This window comes from Mycobacterium shinjukuense, from assembly GCF_010730055.1.
GTDB lineage: Bacteria > Actinomycetota > Actinomycetes > Mycobacteriales > Mycobacteriaceae > Mycobacterium > Mycobacterium shinjukuense.
Genome location: NZ_AP022575.1, coordinates 1,024,697 through 1,048,675, shown reverse-complemented (window position 1 = coordinate 1,048,675; position 23,979 = coordinate 1,024,697). Strand labels below are relative to the sequence as shown.

The 23,979-nt window shown below is 65.1% G+C and carries 17 protein-coding genes and 1 pseudogene; 9 read left to right on the top strand and 9 right to left on the bottom strand.

The features are described 5' to 3' along the window. The first annotated feature begins 1 nt into the window (after window position 1). Window positions 2–1,093: an acyl-CoA dehydrogenase family protein gene (locus G6N20_RS04530; protein WP_083049457.1), complete on the top strand. Its 1,092-nt coding sequence runs from the start codon at window positions 2–4 to the stop codon at window positions 1,091–1,093. 382 nt (window positions 1,094–1,475) lie between these two features. Continuing rightward, window positions 1,476–1,652: a hypothetical protein gene (locus G6N20_RS04525; protein WP_158084766.1), complete on the top strand. Its 177-nt coding sequence runs from the start codon at window positions 1,476–1,478 to the stop codon at window positions 1,650–1,652. Between the two features lie 37 nt (window positions 1,653–1,689). On the opposite strand, the gene tpx is transcribed toward G6N20_RS04525, so the two are convergent. After that, window positions 1,690–2,187, bottom strand: coding sequence for a thiol peroxidase (gene tpx, locus G6N20_RS04520; RefSeq protein ID WP_083049454.1), 498 nt, complete (start codon window positions 2,185–2,187; stop codon window positions 1,690–1,692). Window positions 2,188–2,329: 142 nt separating this feature from the next. Beyond that, window positions 2,330–3,103: a YqjF family protein gene (locus G6N20_RS04515; protein WP_083049451.1), complete on the bottom strand. Its 774-nt coding sequence runs from the start codon at window positions 3,101–3,103 to the stop codon at window positions 2,330–2,332. 153 nt (window positions 3,104–3,256) lie between these two features. Between G6N20_RS04515 and G6N20_RS04510 the strand changes: the two genes are divergently transcribed. After that, on the top strand, window positions 3,257–3,736 hold the full coding sequence (locus G6N20_RS04510; protein WP_083049448.1) for an MPT63 family protein: 480 nt from the start codon (window positions 3,257–3,259) through the stop codon (window positions 3,734–3,736). Window positions 3,737–3,893: 157 nt separating this feature from the next. On the opposite strand, the gene G6N20_RS04505 is transcribed toward G6N20_RS04510, so the two are convergent. From G6N20_RS04505 to G6N20_RS04490, 5 genes and pseudogenes are all read right to left on the bottom strand, one after another. Continuing rightward, window positions 3,894–5,771: a fatty acyl-AMP ligase gene (locus G6N20_RS04505; RefSeq protein ID WP_083049446.1), complete on the bottom strand. Its 1,878-nt coding sequence runs from the start codon at window positions 5,769–5,771 to the stop codon at window positions 3,894–3,896. A 727-nt stretch (window positions 5,772–6,498) separates the two neighbouring features. Next, window positions 6,499–7,872 (bottom strand): group II intron reverse transcriptase/maturase, encoded by a 1,374-nt coding sequence (gene ltrA, locus G6N20_RS04500; RefSeq protein WP_163662827.1) that lies wholly within the window; start codon window positions 7,870–7,872, stop codon window positions 6,499–6,501. 636 nt (window positions 7,873–8,508) lie between these two features. After that, complete coding sequence (gene lipD, locus G6N20_RS04495; RefSeq protein ID WP_083052590.1) at window positions 8,509–9,792, bottom strand: lipase LipD; 1,284 nt, start codon at window positions 9,790–9,792, stop codon at window positions 8,509–8,511. A gap of 64 nt (window positions 9,793–9,856) precedes the next feature. Then, window positions 9,857–9,977 (bottom strand): annotated as a pseudogene (locus G6N20_RS21910) (serine hydrolase domain-containing protein); the annotation flags it as partial. Window positions 9,978–10,328: 351 nt separating this feature from the next. After that, window positions 10,329–11,225 carry a lysophospholipid acyltransferase family protein gene (locus tag G6N20_RS04490; protein ID WP_083052592.1) on the bottom strand — a complete coding sequence of 299 codons (897 nt, stop codon included), beginning with the start codon at window positions 11,223–11,225 and terminating at the stop codon, window positions 10,329–10,331. A gap of 54 nt (window positions 11,226–11,279) precedes the next feature. On the opposite strand from G6N20_RS04490, the gene G6N20_RS04485 reads away from it, so the two are divergent. From G6N20_RS04485 to G6N20_RS04470, 4 genes are all read left to right on the top strand, one after another. Then, window positions 11,280–11,747 carry an SRPBCC family protein gene (locus G6N20_RS04485; protein ID WP_083052594.1) on the top strand — a complete coding sequence of 156 codons (468 nt, stop codon included), beginning with the start codon at window positions 11,280–11,282 and terminating at the stop codon, window positions 11,745–11,747. A 477-nt stretch (window positions 11,748–12,224) separates the two neighbouring features. Next, the gene (locus G6N20_RS04480) at window positions 12,225–17,477 is read left to right on the top strand and encodes a PPE family protein (RefSeq protein WP_163662824.1); all 5,253 of its coding nucleotides are present in this window, start codon (window positions 12,225–12,227) and stop codon (window positions 17,475–17,477) included. 235 nt (window positions 17,478–17,712) lie between these two features. Continuing rightward, window positions 17,713–17,922, top strand: a complete 210-nt coding sequence (locus G6N20_RS04475) for a type II toxin-antitoxin system VapB family antitoxin (protein WP_083052515.1) — start codon at window positions 17,713–17,715, stop codon at window positions 17,920–17,922. Beyond that, window positions 17,910–18,341 (top strand): PIN domain nuclease, encoded by a 432-nt coding sequence (locus G6N20_RS04470; RefSeq protein ID WP_083052516.1) that lies wholly within the window; start codon window positions 17,910–17,912, stop codon window positions 18,339–18,341. Before G6N20_RS04475 ends, G6N20_RS04470 begins: the two co-directional genes overlap by 13 nt. Before the next feature lie 23 nt (window positions 18,342–18,364). On the opposite strand, the gene aceA is transcribed toward G6N20_RS04470, so the two are convergent. Next, on the bottom strand, window positions 18,365–20,665 hold the full coding sequence (aceA, locus tag G6N20_RS04465) for an isocitrate lyase ICL2 (RefSeq protein WP_083052517.1): 2,301 nt from the start codon (window positions 20,663–20,665) through the stop codon (window positions 18,365–18,367). A 235-nt stretch (window positions 20,666–20,900) separates the two neighbouring features. On the opposite strand from aceA, the gene G6N20_RS04460 reads away from it, so the two are divergent. Next, window positions 20,901–21,110: a hypothetical protein gene (locus G6N20_RS04460; RefSeq protein WP_083052518.1), complete on the top strand. Its 210-nt coding sequence runs from the start codon at window positions 20,901–20,903 to the stop codon at window positions 21,108–21,110. Window positions 21,111–21,893: 783 nt separating this feature from the next. After that, a complete protein-coding gene (locus G6N20_RS04455; RefSeq protein ID WP_083052526.1) occupies window positions 21,894–22,385 on the top strand; it encodes a hypothetical protein in 492 nt (163 codons plus the stop codon). On the opposite strand, the gene G6N20_RS04450 is transcribed toward G6N20_RS04455, so the two are convergent. Then, window positions 22,331–23,698, bottom strand: coding sequence for an HNH endonuclease signature motif containing protein (locus G6N20_RS04450; RefSeq protein ID WP_163662821.1), 1,368 nt, complete (start codon window positions 23,696–23,698; stop codon window positions 22,331–22,333). The two genes, G6N20_RS04455 and G6N20_RS04450, sit on opposite strands and share 55 nt — an antisense overlap. Window positions 23,699–23,979: the final 281 nt, after the last annotated feature.

Genomic DNA, 23,979 nt, shown 5'->3' with positions numbered 1-23,979 from the left:
CGTGGACTTCCAGTACAGCACCGAACAAGACGCTTTCCGTGCGTCGCTGCGCGGCTTCCTTCATGATCAGGCCCCGCCCGCGCGGGTGCGGGAGATGGCCGGCGCGGGCGGACCCGACCGCAGGCTGTGGCAACGGATCTGCACCGAGCTCGAGCTGCCGGCGCTGCACGTCCCGCCGGAGCGCGGCGGAGTGGGTGCCACCCTGGTCGAGACCGCGATCGCGTTCAGCGAACTCGGCCGGGCGCTCACCCCAATTCCCTTTGCGGCCACGGTTTTTGCGATCGAAGCTATTCTGCGCATGGGCGACGACGAGCAGAGCAAGAGCCTGCTTGCCGGTCTGCTTACCGGCGAGCAGATCGGAACGCTCGCCGTCAGTGGCCACGACGTCGCGTCGGCCACCTCCGTTCGGGCCGTGCGGCGCGACGGTCGGCCGGCACTCACCGGCGAGTGCACCCCGGTGCTGCACGGTCACCTCGCCGACCTGTTCGTGGTGCCGGCGGTGGTCGACGGATCGATCGTCCCGCACGTCGTGGCGGCCGACGCGCCAGGGGTCACCGTCCGCCGGTTGCCCTCGTTCGACCTCACCCGGCCCGTCGCCACGCTACAGCTGGCGCGGTCCCCCGCCGAGGCGCTGACCGCCGGGACGCCCGACGATATGGAGCGGGTGCTCGACGTGGCCCGGGTGCTGTTGGCCGCCGAGATGCTGGGCGGCGCCGAGGCCTGCCTCGACCTGGCGGTGCAATACGCCGGGCGGCGAACTCAATTCGATCGACCGATCGGTTCCTTCCAGGCGGTCAAGCACGCCTGCGCCGACATGATGATCGAGATCGATGCGACCCAGGCGACGGTGATGTTCGCCGCGATGAGCGCAGCCGACGACGACGAGCTGGCGATTACCGCACCATTGGCGAAGGCGCAGGCAGCAGACACCTTCACGCTGTGCGCCGGCTCCGCCATCCAGGTCCACGGCGGCATCGCCTTCGCCTGGGAGCACGACCTGCACCTGTATTACCGCCGGGCCAAGACCTCCGAAGCACTCTTCGGCAGCAGCGCGCGACATCGTGCGCTGCTCGCCGATCGCGCCGGACTGTAGCCCCCACCGCAGGGCGATGACGCGGTCCGGTGGACGCACCGCCGCCGGCTGAAATGGTCCGACGGCTTGGGTGATGAGAAGTGCTTGTCTTTGTCAAGATATTTTACGCGCCAGTGTCAAATACTTTGACATACTTCAGGGCGCGGCAGCAATGGCGCATCGCTGACCTGGCAATTGAATTTTCCAAGTCCCGCCAACGATCCGAGGCCTTCGAAACTGCTTGTGTAACAAGACTATTCGATATCAGATCGAGACCGATGCCACCGCCGACCAGCTCGCTCCAGCGGTTTTGATTTTACCCAAAAGCCATTTTCAACGGATGGCGCCGATGATAGCTTGGAATTGCGCGCCGTGGTGCAACGGCGACCGAAAGGAACGCTCTATGAATGCGAGGAACAACATGACGAAGTTGGCAATGCGGGTGCTCGGCGGGGTGTTGGCGGTACTGGCTGCGTCGCTGATTGCGGGCTGCGCGGACTATCACCCGCTCCCAGACGGCAGAACTCCCCTCGGTATGGGCACAGCGGCGGTGGCGCCGCCAGAATTCGCCAACGAGTAGGCCCCACGTGGGCGGGACATCGAGTCGGCGTAGCAGCCTACTCGCGCAGTGCCGCCAGCGCGGCCTCGTAGTTGGGCTCTTGCCCGATTTCTGGCACCAATTCGGTGTAGGCGACGTTGCCGTCGGCGCCGATCACCACGATGGCCCGGGCAAGCAGCCCGGCCATCGGGCCATCGGCGATGGTGACCCCGTAGTCCTCGCCAAAGCCGCTCCGGAACGCCGAGGCCACCGTCACGTTGTCGGTGGCCTCGGCGCCGCAGAAACGCTTCTGGGCGAACGGAAGATCCTTGGACACGCACAGCACGGTGGCACCACTCGCGGCGGCGCGTTGATCGAAGGTCCGCACGCTCGTCGCGCACACCGGGGTGTCCACCGAGGGAAAGATGTTCAGCAACACGGGCTTACCCCGGAATTGGTCGCGGCTGATCGCCCCGAGGTCACCCCCGGTCAGTGTGAAGTCCGGGGCCGGTGACCCGACAGCGGGTAGCTCACCAACGGTATTGATCGCATTTCCACGCAGGGTTATCTGTGCCATGCGCACAGTCTGCCAAGGCCGCCAAGCCGGCGGTCGGTCGGGCTCGGTTGACCGTGCCTGTCCTCATCTGTGGGCCACATGACGTAGCCGACATGGCCGTGGATGTCTGTGAATGCCCGCAACGGCCCGTCCACGTGCGGTCCTACCGGACCGGGCAGGGGCGGCCGAAACGCGTGCGCACGCCGGGGGAAAACAGCGCACGCAGGCGGTCGCCCGCCGGTTGCACCCCGCTGGCGCCCAGCAGTTCGTCGTCCAGTTCGACGATCTCCGCCAAACGCATGGGCCAGGTTTCGTGCTCGTTGGGTATCCACCATGTCCGGCCGGCCTTGCGGGTGTGCGCGCCCCAGCGGGCGGTGAGCCACACCTCCAGCGGCGTGGGTTCAACCGCGTCGCCGACGCTGATCGTCAGTCGGCTGCGCAGTCCGCGTCGCGGCCAGCGCCGCACACTGTGATACGTGATCTGTTCGCCGGATTGCGTCATGCGCATCTTCGCCCACGTGTAGGGAACGCCCAGGCCGATCCGGGTAACGGGGACCACCGCCAGCCGCGCCGTTTCCAGCGACCGGAAGACGACCCCGTGTCGGCCGGCATCATCGATGGAGTACAGCCGGATGTTGGTCTCCAGGAAGCTGCCGAAATACGGAAGCGGCAGCGAGGTGCCCAATTTAGTCCTGTGCATGGCAAACGGCACCAGCCCGACGTAGGTCATGCCGTCGGCGAACACGTCGGGACGCGTCCCGGGTGGATACATGCCCTCGATTCGTTCGGGCCGCACCGGCCAATGCACGAAGGTCAGGTCACGCCAGCACTGATCGAAGGTCACCGGGCGGGGTAGCGGCGGCGCCGTTACCGGGTAACCCGCCAGGGCCGAGATATCGCCGGGTTCGGTGGGCGACGTGCCCGAAATAGCGGTCATCGCACCATCGTGGCACGCCCCGCAGGTGTTCGACAGCGCACGCGGGGATGAAGAAATGGCCATTGCCGGCTTAAAGTTGAGGGATTACATCGACGGATTCGATAACACGGATTCGGTAACGATGTAATCGCCCTAACGAGTAGTGGAGGACCAATGAAGATCACCACGACGATAAAGACGGCGGTAGCGGTCGGGGCCATGGCATCGGCGGCCGCCATTGCAGCGCCGATCGCATTCGCCGGCTATCCCATTGCCGGCAAACTCGGCAGTGAGTTGACCATGACCGACAGCGTTGGCCAAGTTGTCCTTTCCTGGAAGGTCAGTGACCTCAAATCCAGCACCGACACGATCCCGGGCTACCCGGTGGCCGGCCAGGTCTGGGAGGCCACCGCCACCGTCAATGCGATCCGGGGTGCGGTCACCCCCGCCATCTCGCAATTCAATGCACGTACCGACAGCGGCATCAATTACCGAGTGCTGTGGCAAGCCGCGACCGTGGACGGCATCAGCGGGGCCACCATCCCGCAGGGTGCCCAGTCGAGCGGCAAAATCTACTTCGATGTCACCGGTCCAGCGCCGACCATCGTTGCGATGAACAACGGGATGGAGGATCTGTTGATCTGGGGTCCCTAGGCCGGGGGAATGATGCCCATCGTGATCTGGTGGGCACATATCAGCTCCCGCAACGCATCCCAGAGAGATACGGCTCCACAGGCGCGGGCGGGTGGCGATGGTCGGCTTGACCGGGGTGGAATCGGCCCCCGATGGATTGATCACGCAGGTGAACCGGTCATGTCCGCGTGGTAGGTCGATCATCCTGCCGTCCGGTATGTCCCCACGCCCCATCGAGATATTGGGCGCGGCAGGCCAGCCGGGCCAGCTTGCCGCTGGTGGTCCGCGGGATGGCGCCCGCCGGTAGCAGGCGCACGTCGGCAACGTGCAACCCGTGCCGGTTCCAGATCGCCGCCTGTATCGCCGCGATCACCGGCTGCGGGTCGGCGCGACTGGTGCCCGCTGCGCGTTCGGCGATGATGACCAATTGTTGGCTACCGCCCCCAGCTGCCGGTACCGCGAAAGCCGTGACATATCCCCGTCGTACGGTCGGTGAAGCCTCTGCCGCGGTGGCCTCGATGTCCTGCGGATAGTGGTTGCGGCCGTCGATGGTCACCAGATCCGCGATGCGGCCGGTGATGTAGAGCTCGCCGTCGAGGTAGACCCCCAGATCCCCGGTCCGCAGCCAGGTGCCGTCGATCGTCGCGCCGTCGGCATGGCTGCCCTCGGCAAGCAGCGACCGTAACCTGGCCCCGAAGGTCCGCCGGGTTTGGTCGGGCCGTCCCCAGTAGCCTCGGCCGACGTTGTCGCCCTGCAACCAGACTTCGCCGACCTCACCGTCGCGCAGTTCCGTGCCCGCATCGGGGTCGACGATCACCGCCCACAAGCTGCGAGCCACCTGGCCACACGACACCTGCAGGACGGCGTTGGGGTCATCCGCCGCGACCCGCACGGCCCGACCGGCGCCCAGCCGCTCGCGGTCAAGATAGGCGACCGTCGGTTCGGCGGCGTGGTCAATGGTTGCGACCATCAGCGTCGCCTCGGCGATGCCATACGACGGTTTGAACGCGGTGCGCGGCAGGCCGTGGGGCGCGAACGCTTTGTTGAATGTCGTTATCGCATCGATGCTTACCGGTTCGGAACCGATGATCAGCACGACATTACTGAGGTCGATATCGTCGCCGTGGCTGGGCAGTCCGCGTTGGGCGGCCCACTCGTAGGCGAAGTTCGGTGCCGCGGTGACGACGCGGCCGGTCCGTGACCCGGCGGACAGCGCCTGGATCCACCGCAACGGCCGGCGCACGAACGCCGTTGGCGACATCAGGGTGGAGTGCCCGCCGTACACCGCTGGAAAGCCGATCATTGACAGGCCCATGTCGTGATACAGCGGTAACCAGCTGACGCCGTGGGTGTTTCGGTTCAGCAGGTCGATCGACAGGATCATCTGCACCAGGTTGGTACCCACCGCCCGGTGGGTGATCTCCACGCCGACGGGGGGCCGGGTCGCGCCCGAGGTGTACTGCAAGTGGCATACCGCGTCCAGGTCCAGCTCCACCGGGGCGAACAGTTCGGCCGCCGTGTCGGGTATCTGATCGATCACCAGGACTCGCGTCCCGTGCAGGTCGGCACGATGGTGCAAGAAAGCCTCGACGGCGTCTTGCGCCGCCGTCGTCGTCAGGACGACGGCGGGTTTGGAATCGCGCAGCGCGGTGTCCAGACGTTCGGCGTGGCCCGGCAGCTCCGGGGCAAACAACGGCACCGCGATGGTGCCGGCCTTGATGGCGGCGTAGTGGCCGGCGACGTAGTCGATGCCCTGCGGCGCGAGGATGGCAACCCGGTCACCGGGGCCGGCGAACCGTTGCACGTGTGCCCCGATGGCCCGCAGTCGGACACCGAATTGGGACCAGGTCACTTCCAGGGCATGTCCGTCGGCCGAACGGGTGTGGTCGAGGTAACGGTAGGCCACCGAATCGCCGACGTTGGCGACGTTGCGCTCGATGAGCGAGATCAGCGTGGCGTCCGGCGGCAACGCGATACCGCCGTCGGCATCCAGGCAGTCCTCGATCTCGAGCAGGCCTTGTGGCGCCGCGGAGTCCCGCCGGGAACCGTAATCCATTGGCCGGTCAGGGGCGCGGTGTCCACAGTGCGGACCCGTTCCCCCATCCCCCTTTCGATCCGTGCGTGCGGCTGTCCCGCACACGGCTTACCGATGATCTGCTGGACATGGTTACGCGAGCCGGGGCCTACCCGGCGCCCCGGTGCCTAGCGGGACGGGACTGCAGCCCGCTGGTCCAGTCCAACTTTCAGGACGCAACATAGCCGCAGTCTATAAACCCGCTGGCGCCACGAACCCGCACGCACAGTCTGGCGCGCGCTGACATCTGGGTCCGCAGCGTTCACCGATTTCCCTGATTGCTCGCCGTGATTTGCCGGACGGGGTCAGCGCCGCCCACAGCGCCACCAGATGCCGCGGCCGCCGCTGCACATTCGCTCCTTCGGAGCTGTCTGCCTGGCTGAGGCGTGCTGCAGTGCCGGGGCACTCGACGCCATGCCCACCATCCCGGACGGGGCCGTTTGCCGCGGGCTCGGCAGGGTGTGCGTCGCGGCAGCCGTTACAACGATCACGGACGCCAGCGCGGCCGCACCAACGGACACCCGCGGCCACCGACACGGTGACGGGGACCGGGTGGGCCCGGGAAATATCGGCGACGTCAGCCCTGCCGACGATCCCATTGGTAGTCAGGGGCGCGGTGTCCGCAAAGCGGATCCGTTTCCCCATCCCCCTTTCAATCCGTGCGTGCGGTTTTCCCGCACACGGCTTACCGATGATCTTCTGAACATGGTTACGCTGCCTTCGGGTAGCGGATGGTGCCACGCAAGCGGTGCAGGCCGTGCCCGTTGAACCACGCTTCGGTCCACTGATCGGCTTGTCCAGCACACAGATTGCGGCCCCGCTTCTTGACCATCAAGCGGAACAGCCGCCGCACCACGTACCGGTCGATCTGGCCGAATTTCTGGGCGGCGTTGCCGGTGCGAAAGTAGTTACCCCAGCCGCGCAAGATCGGATTCAATTCCGCAATCACGTCACGGATATCCAGCCCAACCCGATTGCGGCCGGTGCGATCACCCACCTTGGCCCGTAATCGGACCATCGCGCGCTGCGAGAGCCAGCGCTGCAGGTAGTAGCGCACAATACGGCGCTGCTCCCACAGCCGTCCCGACATGCGAGCCCGGAAGTGACAGCCCAGAAAATCCAGACCGTCGCGACCCTCCCTCAGATCGACCACCTTCGTCTTATCCGGATGCAGCCGCAACCCCAACGACGCCAGGATTTCCCCGACCGCCGCCAAGGCGTGCTCGGCTTGCGCCGCGCTGCGGCACAACACCACCCCGTCATCGGCGTAGCGCACCAACTCACCCACCCCACGAGCGGCCAGTGCGGTGTCGAGCAGATGCAGATAGATGTTGGCCAACAGCGGCGAGATCACCCCGCCCTGCGGTGTGCCCGCGACCGTCCGCTGGATCACCCCTTCGACCATCACTCCTGCCTGCAGCCACAAGCGCAGCAGTTTGAGCACCCGCCGATCCGAGACCCGCCTACCCACCTCAGCAAGTAGACGCTCATGGTCGATCTCGCCGAAGAAATTAGCGATATCGAACTCGACCACGAACTGGTAACCCTCGATGAACCCGGTCCGCAAGCGTTCCTTGGCCATCGTCGCCGACCTCCTCGGCCGAAACCCATACGAGCACGACAAAAAATCCGCCTCGAAAATCGGTTCCAACACAATCTTGGCCGCCGCCTGGACCACCCGGTCTCGCACCGTGGGAATCCCCAACGGCCGCAAACCACCCTGTGGTTTCGGGATCTCCACCCGACGCGCCGGCGCCGGACGGTAACGACCCGTGCGAAGGTCACAGCGCAACTCACACAACATGCGGTCCACGCCGTAGTCCTCCACCGCAACCAGGGTGATCCGATCCACCCCGGCCGCACCCTTGTTCTTACGCACCCGTTCCCACGCCTCCCACAGGACGTCACCCCTGCAGATACGGTCATATAGGGCATGGAAACGCCGACCCTCAGACTGCTTGGCCGCAGCCCATAGCGCCCGTTGCAGTTGTCGCACTTTCACCGGCGAGACCACCAACGGCTCCTCGTCGGCTACGGCAAGCGATGGCTTGCCGGGGGAATTGGACCGAGCAAACCCGGTCATGCCCTTGCGCTTACCCGCTCCGCGCGCGTGATCAAAGCAGGGGCCCTTCCCTCCCGACGTGTCTCTCACGCCGATCAGCGGTACTACGACCCCCTCGGACTCCCGCTGCCCTCCAAGGGATTTCACCATCGGCTTATACCCCTGGTCTTTGCCCGACGCAGGCTGAGCAGACGGGCCTCTCCTGTTCCCGACTGAACTGTGTGCACGTGCCGCTCCCCGTACCCCGGAAGGACCCGCCGAGCTAACCCCGGACCAGGGCTCGACGAACATAGGCCTTCGCCGTGACATCAGCGGCTCGGCTCCTCCGTTGTAAATCTGACGAGGCTGCAGGACTCGCACCTAACGGCACTACGGCCCGCGCACTTGCTCCCTCCAAAGAGGCTCTTGACACCCCGCTTAGCCCGCCGCCTCTCAACGACGAACCGGGGCCTGCTACCCGGCGCTCCGGTGCCTACCGGGACGGGACTCACACCCGCTAGTTCAGTCCAACTTGCAGGACGCAACATGTGCTCGATCGTAGTGACCTGCCGCCGCCCGCGAGCAGCCACGTTTGTCGCGCTGGCCTGGTGGCCACGCAGTGGGTCACGGTTCCGGGCTGCTCGCTAGATGCTTTACCATGCTGCGCCACAGCATATTTCAGGTCGCTTGGGCGGAAGCCGTCCGCCGTTGGCCAGGTTCGTAGTAGGGTGCGCCGAAATGCGGCACCTCGAGCGGATCAGCTTTGCGCGCGGCCACCACGGCACCGGTCAGCAACGGTGCGAGTCCCGCGAACGAGCCGACGTCGAACAACAGCAGCGTCAACAGGCGGTTGTGCACATAGCCGAATGCGCTGCCAGTCTCCGGATCGGCCCACCCAATCGTTCCACCGAGACCGATGTGGCCGTATCCCTCCAGCAACCCCGGGACGGGAGACGATTGGTAACCCTGGTGGTAGGTGAACGGCAGACCGAGGTTGAGATCCGGCCAGAGCTCGGACTTGCCCATCAGTCCCCGCACCGCCCCCGACGACAGCAACCGAGTTCCGTCGATGACCCCGTCGTTGGCGAGCGCCGCATACACCTTGGCCAGGGCGCGCGCGGTCACGACGCCGTTGACCGCGGGAATCTCACCGTCCAGAAACGGCATATCCCCTTGCAGCATTGACATGATGCCGGGGAAATAGACCGCGCCGAGCAATCCGGAAAACGACAACCCGGCCACTTTGGGGGCGATGAAATCCAGCAGCGGAGTGGGAATCTTGGTTTGGGGCAAAAGTGTTTGAGCCACCTTGGTGGGCGCGTCGGCCGGTGGACGGCCCAGGTGCAGGCCGTCGGTGTCGAGCGGGCGCGCCAGCTCGTCGCGGAACAGTTGGCGCATACCTTTTCCGGTGACCGCGCGGGCCAGCCCGGACAATAGCCATCCGTAGGTCACCGCGTGATAGGCCATCTGTCCGTGTGTACGGTCCAGCGGTGCGGCCGCCAGCTTCTCCTCCATCAGCAGGTGATCCATCACCTCCTTTTTGCCGACGCCCTTCAGATGGGAGAGCCCGGATCGATGGCGCAGCACGTCGCTGACGGTGATCTCGGACTTGCCGTTGGCGCCGAACGCGGGCCAGTAGTCGGCGACCGGCGCGTCGTACGACAGCAGGCCGCGGTCAACCAGCCGGTGAATGACGGTGGCCGCCAATCCCTTGGTCGCGGAGAACACCATCGCGCCGGTATCGGCCGTCCACGGCACCGTGCCCCGCCGATCGGACCAACCCGTCCACACGTCAACGACCTGCCGGCCGTCGATGTACACCGCCAGCGCGCCACCGCCGAACATCCGCCCGGGGTACAGCCCGGCGAAGGCTCGGATGACTCCGGCAAATCGTGAATCGCAGGCGCCCTGCACTCCGGGCGGTAGGCCATGGTCGGCGGTGAGGACGGACGGTCTCGCCATACCGTGAATGATTGCAGCCCGGGCAGGTCTTACCTAGCGCAGTCGCGGTTTCCTCCATCCTGGGCCGTCCCAGCACGTCGGCCTTGGCCTCCGGGATCCTGCTTGTCGACGTTGCAGGCGCCGGCCACCGACGTCCGTCGGTGGCCGCTGACGCCAAAAGCCGTGACCCATCCGGCCCAGGCACCGTCGGGAATCGGCGACCAGGTTGCGCCGAGCCCCGGTGGACGATTTCGCCGGGCAGCAGGTGTTGGCAGTGGAGTGCTCGTATCGGGTGCCGGGCTCGACGGCGCGCTCGGGTGAATTGTTTGGACACCGAGGCGATATCGAACACCGCGTCCGCCGTGATCTTGACGCCGGTCGCCGGCAGCCCGACACATCGGCCTTGATCGCCTCGTCCAGCACGGCCTGGCCGCCGCGGGCGGTGACGGTATTCGTGGTGGTGGTTGGGGCGGTCGGTGCGCCGGACCGGCCGCTGTCAAGAGCCCAGCAACAGCGCGATAGCGAGAAGGCTCAGAGCGCGCGCACCGGCTGCGCCGTCAGGCATCCGGGCGCAACAGCCGACCGACCACCGATCGATTCGGGTCGGCGTCACGCTCGGCCAGCATCAGCTGGATGCCCTCTTCGATCGCGGCCGCGGCACGCTCGCGCACCTTGCGTGCGGCGTTGTCGTCGTCGTCCCGTCCGGTGAACTCCGTGGTGCCGATCGGTTCGCCGAACCAGTAGTACTGCCGCTCGGGACGCGGCACCGGGGTCAGGCCGATACCCCGAACCAGCGGCGGCCCATCGGGTGTGCCGAGCAGCTTCTCTGCCAAGAACTGCACCGGCGCCATCAGCGGGGACTCGTTGTCGAGCAGAATGTCGATGCCGTGTTCGGCGCCCACCGAGGCGAACGGCACGATCGGATACCCGTGCTTGATCGCCAAGCGGGCGAACCCCAGCCGGTTCTTCCACACCAGTTTGTAGCGCTCGTTCTTGCGTTTGTTCACCTCACGACCGCCGCCGGGAAACACCATCACGAGCTCACCGCGCCGCATCAATTCGGAGGCGATCTCCCGGGTGCCCTCGACGACACCCAGTTGTGTCAGCGCGTCACGCCACCCCGGAATCTTGAAATGGGCGTGGTCGCCGAGGGATCGGACCATTCGCCCCCGCTCCCAGAGCTCGGCGGCCAGCAGTGGCGCGTCGACCAGGCCAAGCGTGTTGTGGTTGCCGACCAGCAACGCGCGTTTGGTCGGCACGTTGTCGATGCCATAGACCTTGGGTTTGATCAGCTTTCGCAGCGGCTTCATGACGCGCAGCGCCGCGGCGACGTCGGCCTGGGTGGGCGTAGGGGGAACTGAAGCGGGATCGGCGTTGGGCACATCGTGAGTATGCCCTCGGCGGCGCCCGCACGGGGTTGCTTTCACTGGCGCGCCGGACCGCGCGGTGCGCATCGTCGCGGTAGGGTACCCGGCAGCACGACGACGGGTGATCACAGGGAGTCAGGCATGTCGGGTCGCACATTTTCGTTCCAGGTAACCAGGACTTCCACCGCGCCGGCCGCCACGTTGTTCCGGCTCGTGACCGACGGTGGCCGCTGGTCGGAATGGGCCAAGCCGCTTGTCGTGCAATCGGGTTGGGTACGGCAAGGTGATCCGGCACCCGGCGGTGTCGGCGCGATCCGAAAGTTAGGGATGTGGCCGGTGTTTGTCCGGGAGGAGACCGTGGAATACGAGCAAGATCGTCGCCACGTCTACAAGCTGGTGGGCCCGCCGACGCCGGCCAGGGACTACACCGGCGAGGTGGTGCTGACGCCGAACGCGGCGGGCGGCACCGAGCTACGCTGGACCGGCTCGTTCATCGAGGGCACACGCGGGACTGGCCCGGTGATGAGGGCCGCCCTGGGTGGCGCCGTCCGGCTCTTCGCGAGTCGGCTGGTCAAGGCGGCCGAGCGGGAATCGGGTGGCGGGCGATAGCCTGCCGGCTCAACGGCTGCTGGGCCGCTATCGGCTGCTGGGCCGGGAAGTTGGCGACCTTGGACGTACCGGAACCATGGTTCGGCGCGAATTTCGCGTCCGCGTGGGCGCGGGCAGGGAAATTGCCCTGGCCGGTCGTGGAATCATTCGTTAGCGACACTAATATCACGCCTGCCTACGCGCAGAATCCCGCTGCTGTCCCGGAAAGTGTCCTCGTCGGCCGGAGTGCTCGATTTACATGGACGGGCGGAACTGCCGCCCTTCGGGCCCAATGTAAAATAATTTGGCAGTACGCCCGATAATCATCACGTTTAGGTAACGTTTTGCTCTCATTTTGATCAATTTCAAAAGGTGTATTTGATCGACACGTAGCGTAGCTCCCCTGCGAGATCATTTTGATGACCGAAGGTTTGGGGCCGGTATCTCGGTGGTCTTGAGCTGACGTTAGCACGATGCCACCCGAGGGAGGTTGCGGCGATGAACTTTTCGGTGTTGCCGCCGGAGATCAACTCGGCCCTGATATTCGCCGGTGCGGGGTCGGAACCGATGTTGGCGGCGGCGGCCGGCTGGGACGCGTTGGCGGAGGAATTGGCCTCGGCCGCAGCCTCTTTCGGCTCGATCACATCGGGTCTGGTCGGCGGCGCGTGGCAGGGTGCCTCCTCGGTGGCGATGGCGGCGATGGCGGGTCCGTATGCGGGGTGGCTGAGCGCGGCGGCGACCCAGGCCCAGCGGGCGGCCACCCAAGCCGGCGCCATGGTGGCCGAGTTTGAGGCGGTCCGGTTGGCGATGGTGCAACCGGCGCTGGTGGCGGCCAACCGTTCTGATTTGGTGTCGCTGGTGATTTCGAACCTTTTCGGGCAAAACGCTCCGGCGATCGCGGCGATCGAGGCCGCCTATGAGCAGATGTGGGCCCTCGATGTGGCCGCCATGTCTGCCTATCATGCCGGGGCTTCGGCGGTGGTTGCCGCGCTGACGCCGTTCACCCAGCCGCTGCAGGGTCTGGCGGGCCTGCCGGCCCAGCTGGCAGCGGCGCCTGCGGCCATAGCGGCCACCGTCCAAGCGGCCGTCGCGAGCGCCCCGACCATGAGCAACTTCAACGTCGGCTTCGCCAACGCGGGCTTTGGAAACGTGGGCAACGGCAACCTCGGCAGTTTCAGCCTGGGCGGCGGAAACGTCGGCAACTACAACATCGGGAGCGGAAACCTCGGCAGCTTCAACATTGGCAGCGGAAACCTCGGCGGCAATAACGTCGGCTTTGGAAACCTCGGCAGCAATAACGTCGGCTTCGGAAACGTCGGGCCCGGACTGACGGCAGCCCTCAGCAACTTCGGCTTCGGCAACACCGGCAGCAACAACATTGGTTTCGGGAACTCTGGTAACGGAAACATCGGCTTCGGCAACACCGGCAACGGAAACATCGGCATCGGGCTCACCGGCAACAACCAGCAGGGGCTCGGCGGCCTGAACTCGGGCACCGGCAATATCGGTTTGTTCAACTCCGGCACCGGAAATATCGGAATCGGCAACTCGGGCACCGGAAACTTCGGCATCGGAAACTCGGGCACCAGCTACAACACGGGAATCGGCAACTCGGGCGAGGCAAACACCGGATTGTTTAATGTTGGCATTGCCAACACGGGCATCGGCAACACCGGCAATTACAACACCGGCAACTTCAACCAGGGCAGCTTCAACACGGGTAGTTGGAACACTGGCAGCTCCAACACCGGCGGCTTCAACCCCGGCAACCTCAACACCGGCTGGGGAAACACCGGCACCGTGAACACCGGGGCATTCAACACCGGGAACTACAGCAACGGCTTCTTCTGGCGAGGCGACTACCAGGGCTTGATCGGCTTCGCCGGAACCATCACTATTCCCGCAGCCGGCCTGGACCTCGACGGCACCGGTCTCATCGGTCCGATCACCGTGCCACCGATCCATCTTCCCCCCATCGGCTTGGGTCTTAACAGCAATGGCGCTGTGGTCGGTCCGATCACCGTGCCGCCCATCCAAATTCCCCCGATCAACTTGGGTCTTAACAGCAATGGCGCTGTGGTCGGTCCGATCACCGTGCCGCCCATCCAAATTCCCCCGATCAACTTGGGTCTTAACAGCAATGGCGCTGTGGTCGGTCCGATCACCGTGCCGCCCATCCAAATTCCCCCGATCAACTTGGGTCTTAACAGCAATGGCGCTGTGGTTGGTCCGATCGCCGTGCCGCCCATCCAAATTCCCCCGATCAACTTGGGTCTTAACAGCAATGGCGCTGTGGTTGGTCCGATCGCCGTGCCGCCCATCCAAATTCCCCCGATCAGCTTGGGTCTCAACAGTTCCGGTGCCGGCGTCGGACCCATCACCATCCAGCCAATCAGCGTTAATCCGATTGGATTATCGCTGACGAGCAGCTCCCTAATCATCCCGATTGGCATTCCGCAATCCCCCTTTACATTCGGAATTTTCCCCTTCCCACCCTCCGAAGGCACCATTGGCCCATCCCAGATCGATCTGACGGTAGGCGGCATCACGGTAGGCGGTACCATCGGCGGCTTCAGCACCCCACCCATCATGGTTCCCGGAATCCCGTTGGGCATCAACGTGGGCGGCATCATCGGTGATCCGGTCAATGGCATCACCTTATTCCCGAACGGTTACACCCTTCCCGGAATCCCGTTGAGCATCAACGTGGGCGGCATCATCGGTGATCCGGTCAATGGCATCACCTTATTCCCGAACGGTTACACCCTTCCCGGAATCCCGTTGAGCATCAACGTGGGCGGCATCATCGGTGATCCGGTCAATGGCATCACCCTGTTCCCGAACGGTTACACTTTTCCCGGAATCCCGTTGAGCATCAACGTGGGCGGCATCATCGGTGATCCGGTCAATGGCATCACCCTGTTCCCGAACGGTTACACCCTTCCCGGAATCCCGTTGAGCATCAACGTGGGCGGCATCATCGGTGATCCGGTCAATGGCATCACCCTGTTCCCGAACGGTTACACCCTTCCCGGAATCCCGTTGAGCATCAACGTGGGCGGCATCATCGGTGATCCCGTTAACGGCATCACCCTGTTCCCGAACGGTTACACCCTTCCCGCGATCCCGTTGAGCCTGCACGTAACCGGCCCCATCGGCCCGATCAACATCCCAATCGATATCGCGGGAACCCCGGGCTTCGGCAACTCGACCAGCACGCCGTCTTCGGGCTTCTTCAACAGCGGCGCCGGCAGCGCATCGGGCTTCGGAAACGTGGGGTCGGGAACTTCGGGCTTCTGGAATGTTGCCGGGATCCTGGGGAATTCGGGTTCCCTCAACGTCGGGCCGCTGACATCGGGCATTTCGAACCTCGGCAACACCGTCTCAGGCCTCTACAACACAAGCACGCTGGGCCCGGCGACACCCGGCTTTGTCTCGGGCGTCGGCAACGTAGGCAGCCACCTGGCCGGATTCGTGCGCGACGGCGTGGCCGGGACGACCTTAAACTTCGGCGTCGCAAATCATGGCAGCCTCAACCTGGGTAGCGCAAACCTCGGTGACTACAACATCGGCAGCGGCAACGTCGGTAGCTACAACTTCGGCTTGGGCAACGCCGGCGGCAATAACTTCGGCTTCGGCAACCTCGGCGACAATAACTTCGGCTTCGGCAACGCCGGTAGCAACAACTTCGGGTTTGCAAACACCGGTCCGGGATTGACGGCGGCCTTGCAGAACATCGGCTTTGGCAATATTGGCAGCAATAACATTGGCTTCGGCAACAGCGGTAACGACAACTTCGGCTTCGGCAACACGGGCAATGGAAACGTCGGTGTCGGGCTGACCGGCAACAACCAGGTCGGGTTCGGCGGCCTGAACTCGGGCAGCGGAAACATCGGCTTCGGTAATTCGGGGACCGGAAACATTGGCTTCTTCAACTCGGGCACCGGAAACTTCGGCATCGGCAACTCCGGCAGCCACAACACGGGGCTGGGCAACGCGGGCAACGCCAACACGGGTTTCTTTAACGTTGGCAGCGTCAACACCGGCATTGCCAACACGGGCGGCTACAACACGGGCAATTTCAACACGGGCAGCATCAACACGGGGGACTTGAACCCGGGCAACACAAACACCGGGTACTTGAACCCTGGTGATTTGAACACCGGCTGGGGCAACGCGGGCGATGTCAACACCGGTGCCTTGATCTCGGGCAACTTTAGCAATGGCTTGTTGTGGCGGGGCGATTACCAGGGCTTACCTGGCTTCTCGGGCACAATCACCATTCCCCCAATCCCGCTGGGCGTCCATGTGACCGGTGGTGTCGGCCCCATTACCGTGCCTAACATTGATGTGCCTGCAATCCCGCTGAATATTAGCGCGTCGGGTACCGTCGGCGGGATCGGCGTGAATCCTGTTGTTATTCCTAACATTCCACTGGGTATTAGTGCGTCGGGCACCGTCGGCGCGATCGGCGTGAATCCTGTTGCTATTCCTAACATTCCACTGGGTATTAGTGCGTCGGGCACCGTCGGCGCGATCGGCGTGAATCCTGTTGCTATTCCTAACATTCCACTGGGTATTAGTGCGTCGGGCACCGTCGGCGCGATCGGCGTGAATCCTGTTGCTATTCCTAACATTCCACTGGGTATTAGTGCGTCGGGCACCGTCGGCGCGATCGGCGTGAATCCTGTTGTTATTCCTAATATTCCACTGGGTATTAGTGCGTCGGGCACCGTCGGCGCGATCAGCGTGGGTACAATCAATATTTCCGGAATTCCCGTGAGTATCGGTGTGACGGTACCCGTCGACGTCACTATTCGAGCAATTCCGTATAACGTCGCCCTGGTCGTTTCGGGCACCATCGGCCCCATCACGCTAACTCACTTTAACATTGGTCCCACGTTGACCGGCGGCACCGGCCCGATCGTCATCAACGGTGTCAATATTCCTCAGTTTGGCCTAAGTATTCCGCTGAGCGGCCAGGTCAATGGGTTTACGATTCCTGGATTCAATATTGCTCAGTTCGGTTTGAGTATTCCGCTGAGCGGCCAGGTCAATGGGTTTACGATTCCTGGATTCAATATTGCTCAGTTCGGTTTGAGTATTCCGCTGAGCGGCCAGGTCAATGGGTTCACGATTCCTGGATTCAATATTCCTCAGTTTGGCCTAAGTATTCCGCTGAGCGGCCAGGTCAATGGGTTCACGATTCCTGGATTCAATATTGCTCAGTTCGGTTTGAATGTTCCGCTGAGCGGCCAGGTCAATGGGTTCACGATTCCTGGGTTCAATATTGCTCAGTTCGGTTTGAGTGTTCCGTTGAGTGGGCAGGTCAATGGGTTCACCATCCCGGGAATCACCATTGGCGGGTTCCCCTTGAACGTTGACCTCAGCGGCGGCTTGGGGCCGATCAACATCCCGATCAACATCGGGGGCACCCCAGGCTTCGGCAACTCGACCAGCACGCCGTCTTCGGGCTTCTTCAACAGCGGTGGTGGCGGCGCATCGGGCTTCGGAAACGTCGGGGCCGGCATCTCGGGCTTCTGGAACCAGGTGCCAAACTCGTTGCCGGGAGGAGTCTCGGGTTTCTACAACGTCGGGCAACTGGCATCGGGTGTGGCGAACCTGGGCAACACCATCTCCGGTCTGTACAACACGAGCACGGTTGGCCTCGTGACGTCGGCGGTAACCTCGGGTATGAGGAACGTCGGCGAAAAGCTAGCGGGCTTCTTCCGCACCGGCACCGGGCCGTAATTTGGGGTGTGGCTCAGACATGGGATTCCGGTCGGCGAGCTTTCTCCACTGCCTTGGCATCGATTCGTGGGTCGCGACGCGGGCTGTGGCGGCGTTCAGCGGCGGGCCGCGGCTGGAATTCGACCGGTTTCGAGCCGACCTCAATCGGGCCGCCAGCGAGGACTGCTGACCGGACACCGCAGATATCACAGATGGTAACCTCCGGATATCTAGCGGTTGGACGCGGAGGTGACCAGTGACCCGTACCCTGATCGACACCAACGACGAACTTCTTAAACGCGCGCAAGCAGTGCTGGGCACCGTTACGAAAAAGGACACCGTCAACGCCGCGCTCGCGCAAGTGGTCGCCCTAGCCGCACGCCGGCAGTTCCTCGACGATGCGCGGCGCGGCGAGTTGGCCGACGCGGTCGACGAGGTCATGACGGATCGGGCGTGGCGGCGGTAGCCCGGTACCTGGCCGACACCAGCGCATTGGCGCGGCTGAACCGCCCCGCCGTGGACGCCGCGCTCTCCCCGCTCATCGAGACGGGCCAGGTCGCCACGTGCGGAATGGTCGAGTTGGAAGTGCTGTACTCCGCGCGCAATCCCGCCGACTATGCGCGCCGCCAGCAGCAGTTACGCGACGGGTTCGAGCGTTTGGCCATGCCAGACGAGGTGTGGCAGCGTGCGCTTGAGGTCCAGGCCGCACTCGCTCGGAAAAGTGCCCATCGCGGCGCCGCTCTCCCCGACCTGCTGATCGCAGCGACCGCCGAACGGCACGGCGTGACCGTGCTGCATTATGACCACGAGTACGAGCTGATCGCCGCGGTGACCGAGCAGTCGGTGCGCTGGATCGTCCCCAGCGGCACCGCAGACGGCACCTAAATGAGGCAGGTGGAAGCGCCCGCTTACCCTTCCTTGGCGATCAGCTTCCGCAGCGCGACGCGATCGGGCGTCAGCAGCTCGGCGATGCGCGGGTGGTTCACCTCGGCGACGATGATCTCGCCCACCTCCTGATTGACCTCGCTGAAGATGCCGTGGGATTTCATCTTCGAGGTCTGGTACAGGTTGTCGGCGGTGGGCGTGACGTAGTGCACCGCGTCGGCCTTGAAGCGGTGCACCAACCACAGGTGAATCAACGTCATCAACCGCTTCTGCCGAAGCTCCTCGCCGAACGTGTTCTGGTCGCGCACCAACAGGATGGTGCGGCCCCGTCGGTCCTGAATTGGTTGGAAGATCACGTTGGCCAGCTTCTGCTCGCCGTCACCATAGATGCCGAGCTCGAGCACCTCGGAGCCGGCGCGCTGTGGCCGAAGCTGTACGCGCAGTTTGTCTTTGAGCTGATAGTGGCCGCTCCACATGGCCAGCCACTCCTCCAGCAGCTTGCGCGGCACCTCGGTCTGGACCAGGTGCTGGTGCTGGGTCGATCCCTTGCCCATGGCCTTGGTGGTCGCCGTGCGTCCCGAGGAGGCGGCCAGCGCCGCGTCACTGCGCGGCCCGCCGACCAGGGTCTGCGGCGTGCGGTAGGGCGACTCGACCAGGCGCATCTTGCGTTGCAAGCGAGCCAGCGCCAGCATGCCGTCCTGTCGCAGCGCGGTGGCGAACTCCTCGGCGGCCACGCCGTCGATCTGGTGCCCGCCGTAGGTGATGAAGTTGAAGACGAAGCCCATCTTGCCCAGTTCCTCGGGGAAGTGCCGCATCTCCTCATCGGTCATGCCGGTGGTGTCCCAGTTGAACGACGGCGAGAGGTTGTACGCCAGCATCTGGTCGGGGAACTCGGCATGGATCGCCTCGGCGAACTGCCGGGCATCGGCGAGGTCGGCGGTCTTGGTCTCCATCCACAGGATGTCGGCAAACGGTGCCGCGGCCAGCGACTTGGCGATCGCATACGGTATGCCGCCGCGGATCTGGTAATAGCCTTCGGGGGTCTTCGCCAGCTCGCAGTCCCACGGCGGGTCCACGCCCAACTCCTTGGCTTTGGCCCGCGCGGCGTAGAGCGACGCGCTGGCCGCGAACGCCCGCCACTCCTCGGGGCGCATGCCGACGGGTTCGCCCTCGCTCTCACCGAATTCCAGGACGTCGGCCACGGCCTCGCCGTAGGTCATCAGCCCGGCGTCGTCCTCCCAGGCGGCCACGAACCGCGACTCCACCTGGTCGAAGAGATCGTCGATCGAGCGTTGACCGTTGTCCCGCCAGGCAGTGACGGTCTCGGAGACCAGGCCCATGATTCCTTGGCGCTCGAGCCAGGCGTTGGCCATCGCGTACTCGTCGTCGCCCAGCGCGTAGAGCAGGTGGCCGTTGAGCTCCTTGACGCCCAGCTCGTCGAAGCGCCGCAGCATCGCCAGGAAGCAGGACTTGTAGGACGGAACGTTGAGGTTGGTGGCGCCGAGGAGGAACGGCTGGTCACGCTCGTCGGCGCGGCTGTCGATCAGGTTGGCGGCCTCGGCGTCGGTGCGCGCGACGATGATGCCGGGCACTCGCATGATGTCGAGCTGGAACCGGGCGGCGTTGAGGCGCTTGATCTGCTCGTCCGACGGCACCAGCACCTTGCCGCCCTGATGGCCACACTTCTTGGTGCCCGGGCGCTGGTCCTCGATGTGATATCCCGGCACGCCGACCTCAACGAAGCGGCGAATCAGATTGCGCACGTGCGGATCTCCGCCGTGGCCGGTGTCGGCGTCGGCGATGATGAACGGGCGGAAGTCGTAGGCCGGGGTGGCGGCACGCTGCCGCTCGCTCATGCGCAGCCGCAGGTACTCCTGATTGCGGTCGGCGGTGAGCAGGGCGCGCACCAGCACCGCGGCATCGTCGGGCACCTGGCTCAACGGGTAGCTGGCGAGGTCGGGTCCCGGATCCTCGGTGGTGGAACCCTTCGCCGAGGTTGCCCAACCGCCCAGATAGATGGCCTCGATGCCCATCCGCTTCATGCTCACGGCCTGCCCCGGCGAGTAGGGCCCAAACGTCGTGATGCTCTTGCGCGCGGCGAAGAGTTCCCGCAGGCGCTGGTAGAAGGCCGTGGCCGCGTCGCGTGCCACGGTGTAGTCGGTGGGGATCGTGCCGCGTTGCTCCACCACCTGGCGGGCCGTGTAGAGCCGGGTGATCCCGGAAAAGCGTGGGCTGTCGAAGTAGTGCTGCGTTGCGGCGACGGCCTTCTCAAAGTCGTGCTCGAACGGCGCGCTGACCCCGGTGTCCGTTTCGGCGATGGCCATGGCCTTGTGCTCCTGTTCAGCCCCGATGCCCCTGACGGAGTGAGTCTATCCCCGCGCAGGTGAGCCAGATCATCGGCCAACAGCGCCCCAATTTGAGTCACACCGCGCGGCCGTTTCGGGATTAACGTCAGTTCATGGCACCACGACGGTCGCGGCGAGTGATCCGGACACCAGATCGGGGACTCAACCCGGTGATCGATCGACTCGGCCCCGGCTGCGTGCCGAGTTCGAGGAGTTGGCCAAATCGGAGCGCAAAATCCTTGCCGCCCTGGCAAAGCCGGATGCGGCGCGGCGGTTTGCCGCCGACCCCTTCGCCACGTTGACCGGGTTGCGGATCGAGGTGCCGCCGATCATCAAGCAGCGGCTCAAGGCGGCGTCGTTGACCGGTGACGCCCCGACCTGCATCGGCCGCGGTCCTTCCGGCTGCCGAACGGCCAAGTGGTGACCGCCACCGTGAACATCCGGTTCACCCGCGGGCCAGGGGGCGGGGTGAGCGATGCTCGGTGAGCAGACCACGGGTACGACCTGGTCATTGAATTCGCCGAGCAGGCGTATCAGCAGTTGCTCAGCGTCGTCTTCGACACCGGCGGCTTTCTGCTGGGCACCGTTCTGGGCGGTCTCGACATCCAGCTCGACCCCGCCACCCCGCTTTCGGTGACGGTTCCTTCGACCGGCCGAGCGGCCTTCCGGCCGCTGCCACCGACGTCGTCGACATCCGGGTGCTGCTCGGTGATGCCGGCGCACTCGGCTCCCCTCGCATCGTCGCCAGCCTCGACGTGGACACCAGCACCCCCGGCATCGACCTCGCCCGAATCGACCTGGCGCAGAAGCTGTAGCTGACCGAGATTGCGGTGGCGGGGTTTCCGATCCCCGGTCTGGATGGGCGGTTTCGCGCCACCTCTGACCGACAATCCGTTCAGGGAGTCGCTGCGCATCTACAGCGTGCGCGCCAACGAAGGCCGTTGGGCGGCCGTGCAGGCCATCGAGGTCACGTTCGACCACATCCGGTTCCGCTACATCACCTGGGAGAAACCGCTGGCGGCGATCCAGATCGTGGGTGGCTTTACCTGTCCGCCAAGCGTTTTCGGCACATTTGGTGAGGTCGCCAAGCCCGGCTCGGCGGTGTTCGTGCGCTCGCCCGCGTTGCGGGTTGACCTCGGGGACGGCACACCCGGCGCGCCCGTCCCAGCCGATCCGTGCGGGCAGTTGCGCGACGCGGCGGGCAGCATTGACCGCGTTCGAGAAGATTCGGACGCTGTCGCCGCTGGATCGGCGCATCGGCACGTTCGTCGGTACCGTGGTGCACCCGATGCGCCGGCAGGGCCGATTCGATGCCGGCACCAGCGGTCAACAGGGCCTGGGCGGAGGCGCGGTCGCGCACTACCAGATCACCGGAACCAGCCTGCTGCTGACGATCGACGCCACCGGACCCGTCGAAATGCTGCTGTCGGTCACCGTCGTCGACGAGGCAGCACATGCCGCTTCGGCCCAGCGCTGTGTGCACTACGAGCCGCCATGCTCCCGCCACGGCCGGCTGACGCCGACCCTGGTCGGACTACCGCAGCGCCTGGTTGACGAACTTCGATGTCGTCGAGGTCGCGACGCCCGCACCCGTCATCAGGTGAACGGCTGTCAATCAATGTCGGGCCGCAGTTCGGGCGACTTCTACGGACCGTCCTCGTCTTCTTCGTCGTGCAGGAGTTTTTCGGGGTGGAAGTAGTTATTGGTTCTGGGTTGTGCGTGGTCGAGGTGGGCGGGGGGAAGCCATTCGGTGGTGCCGTCGCGGTGTTTGCGGGTGGCCCATCCGCCGGTGGTGGCCAGTTGGTGATGCGGGCCGCAGGCCTGGGTGAGGTTGTTGATGTCGGTCTCTCGGCACTCGGAATAATCGGTGACATGGTGCACCTCGGTGAGGTAGCCCGGCACATCGCAATTGGGAAACGAGCAGCCGCGATCCTTGGCGTACAAGACTATTCGCTGGGCAGGGGAGGCCAGCCGCTTGGTGTGATACAGCGCCAGCTCGCGGCCGTGGTCGAAGATGCGCAGGTAGTGGTGGGCGTGGGCGGCCAGCCGGATCACCTCGCTCATCGGCAGCAGGCTGCCACCGCCGGTAAGCGCGTGCCCGGCAGCCGATTGCAACTCGGCCAGGCTGGTGGACACGATGATCGCCGCGGGCAGCCCGTTGTGTTGGCCCAGCTCCCCCGAGCACAGCAGCGCCCGCAGCCCGGCCTGCAACCCGTCGTGGTTGCGCTGGGCGGCGCTGCGGGTGTCGGCCTCGATCGCGGCCTGTGACGGGGTGCCACTCACACACGGGGTGGGGTCGGCGGGGTTGGCCATGCCGGGGGCGGCCAGCTTGGCCAACACGGCATCGAGGGTGGCGCGGGCTTCGGGGGTCAGGTAGCCGGTGATCGCCGACATGCCGTCGGCGCCCTGCTTGCCGAGGATGATGCCGCGGCGGCGGGCCCGGTCGGTGTCGCGGTAATTGCCGTCGGGGTTGAGGCAGTCGGCGAGTTTGGCGGCCAGCTTGTGCAGCTGATCGGGCCGAAACCGGCCACCCAACTGAGCCAGTTCGGCTTCGGCCTTCTCCCGGGTGGGCAGATCCACCCCGCTGGGCAGCTGATGCAGAAAGGCGCGGATGATCCGCACATGGTCGGGTCCGAGACGCCCGGCGCGTTGGGCTTCGGCGGTGGCGGGCAGCAGCGGCGGCAGGGGTTGGCCGGTCAGCGCCCGCCGCGGCCCCAGCTCGGCGGCCTCGCCGATGCGCCGGGCTGCCTCACCGCGGGTGATGCGCAACCGCTCGGCCAACGCGAAGGGGAGTTTGCCGCCCAGTTCGCTCGGGTCGGCCTGGTCGGCGAGCCTGTTGATGAACGGGTGCTCGACGGCGGGCAGGCGGCGGCGCAGCGTTTCGCAGCGTTCCAGCATGGCCAGGCACTCGCCGGTGGTCAACACCTCGATCGACAACTCCAGCGCCCGACCCAGGGCGGTGTCGAGGGCGTCGAACACCGCGACAACCTCCTCCCGGCTACTCGAATGCATGTTCGAATGCTATCACGGTTCGCCGACACACACCAGGGTTATCCACAGGCAAACGTGCCGTTGCGCAAGCGGTTTCAGTGGCCAGTGGGATCGTCGTGTTTGGAGTCCGCCGACCCCTGCATCGACGTCGATTCCGGGTGGTGGTGCCCGCCAGCGACGACAGCCCAGTCGGTGCATCGCCCAGGCATGTCAGCGTTCGTCCGCCGCCAGCGAGAGTGGTTGAGAACGCGTGCGGGCTCGCGGCCCCGCTGACGCCCGCGAGGTCGGTCGGATGGCACCGG

Excerpts from the sequence above, each read along its gene's own strand:
- G6N20_RS04525 (WP_158084766.1), top strand. The coding sequence starts at position 1,476 with ATGAATGCGAGGAACAACATGACGAAGTTGGCAATGCGGGTGCTCGGC.
- tpx (WP_083049454.1), bottom strand. The coding sequence starts at position 2,187 with ATGGCACAGATAACCCTGCGTGGAAATGCGATCAATACCGTTGGTGAG.
- G6N20_RS04515 (WP_083049451.1), bottom strand. The coding sequence starts at position 3,103 with ATGACCGCTATTTCGGGCACGTCGCCCACCGAACCCGGCGATATCTCG.
- G6N20_RS04510 (WP_083049448.1), top strand. The coding sequence starts at position 3,257 with ATGAAGATCACCACGACGATAAAGACGGCGGTAGCGGTCGGGGCCATG.
- G6N20_RS04505 (WP_083049446.1), bottom strand. The coding sequence starts at position 5,771 with ATGGATTACGGTTCCCGGCGGGACTCCGCGGCGCCACAAGGCCTGCTC.
- ltrA (WP_163662827.1), bottom strand. The coding sequence starts at position 7,872 with ATGACCGGGTTTGCTCGGTCCAATTCCCCCGGCAAGCCATCGCTTGCC.
- lipD (WP_083052590.1), bottom strand. The coding sequence starts at position 9,792 with ATGGCGAGACCGTCCGTCCTCACCGCCGACCATGGCCTACCGCCCGGA.
- G6N20_RS04490 (WP_083052592.1), bottom strand. The coding sequence starts at position 11,225 with ATGCGCACCGCGCGGTCCGGCGCGCCAGTGAAAGCAACCCCGTGCGGG.
- G6N20_RS04485 (WP_083052594.1), top strand. The coding sequence starts at position 11,280 with ATGTCGGGTCGCACATTTTCGTTCCAGGTAACCAGGACTTCCACCGCG.
- G6N20_RS04480 (WP_163662824.1), top strand. The coding sequence starts at position 12,225 with ATGAACTTTTCGGTGTTGCCGCCGGAGATCAACTCGGCCCTGATATTC.
- aceA (WP_083052517.1), bottom strand. The coding sequence starts at position 20,665 with ATGGCCATCGCCGAAACGGACACCGGGGTCAGCGCGCCGTTCGAGCAC.
- G6N20_RS04450 (WP_163662821.1), bottom strand. The coding sequence starts at position 23,698 with ATGCATTCGAGTAGCCGGGAGGAGGTTGTCGCGGTGTTCGACGCCCTC.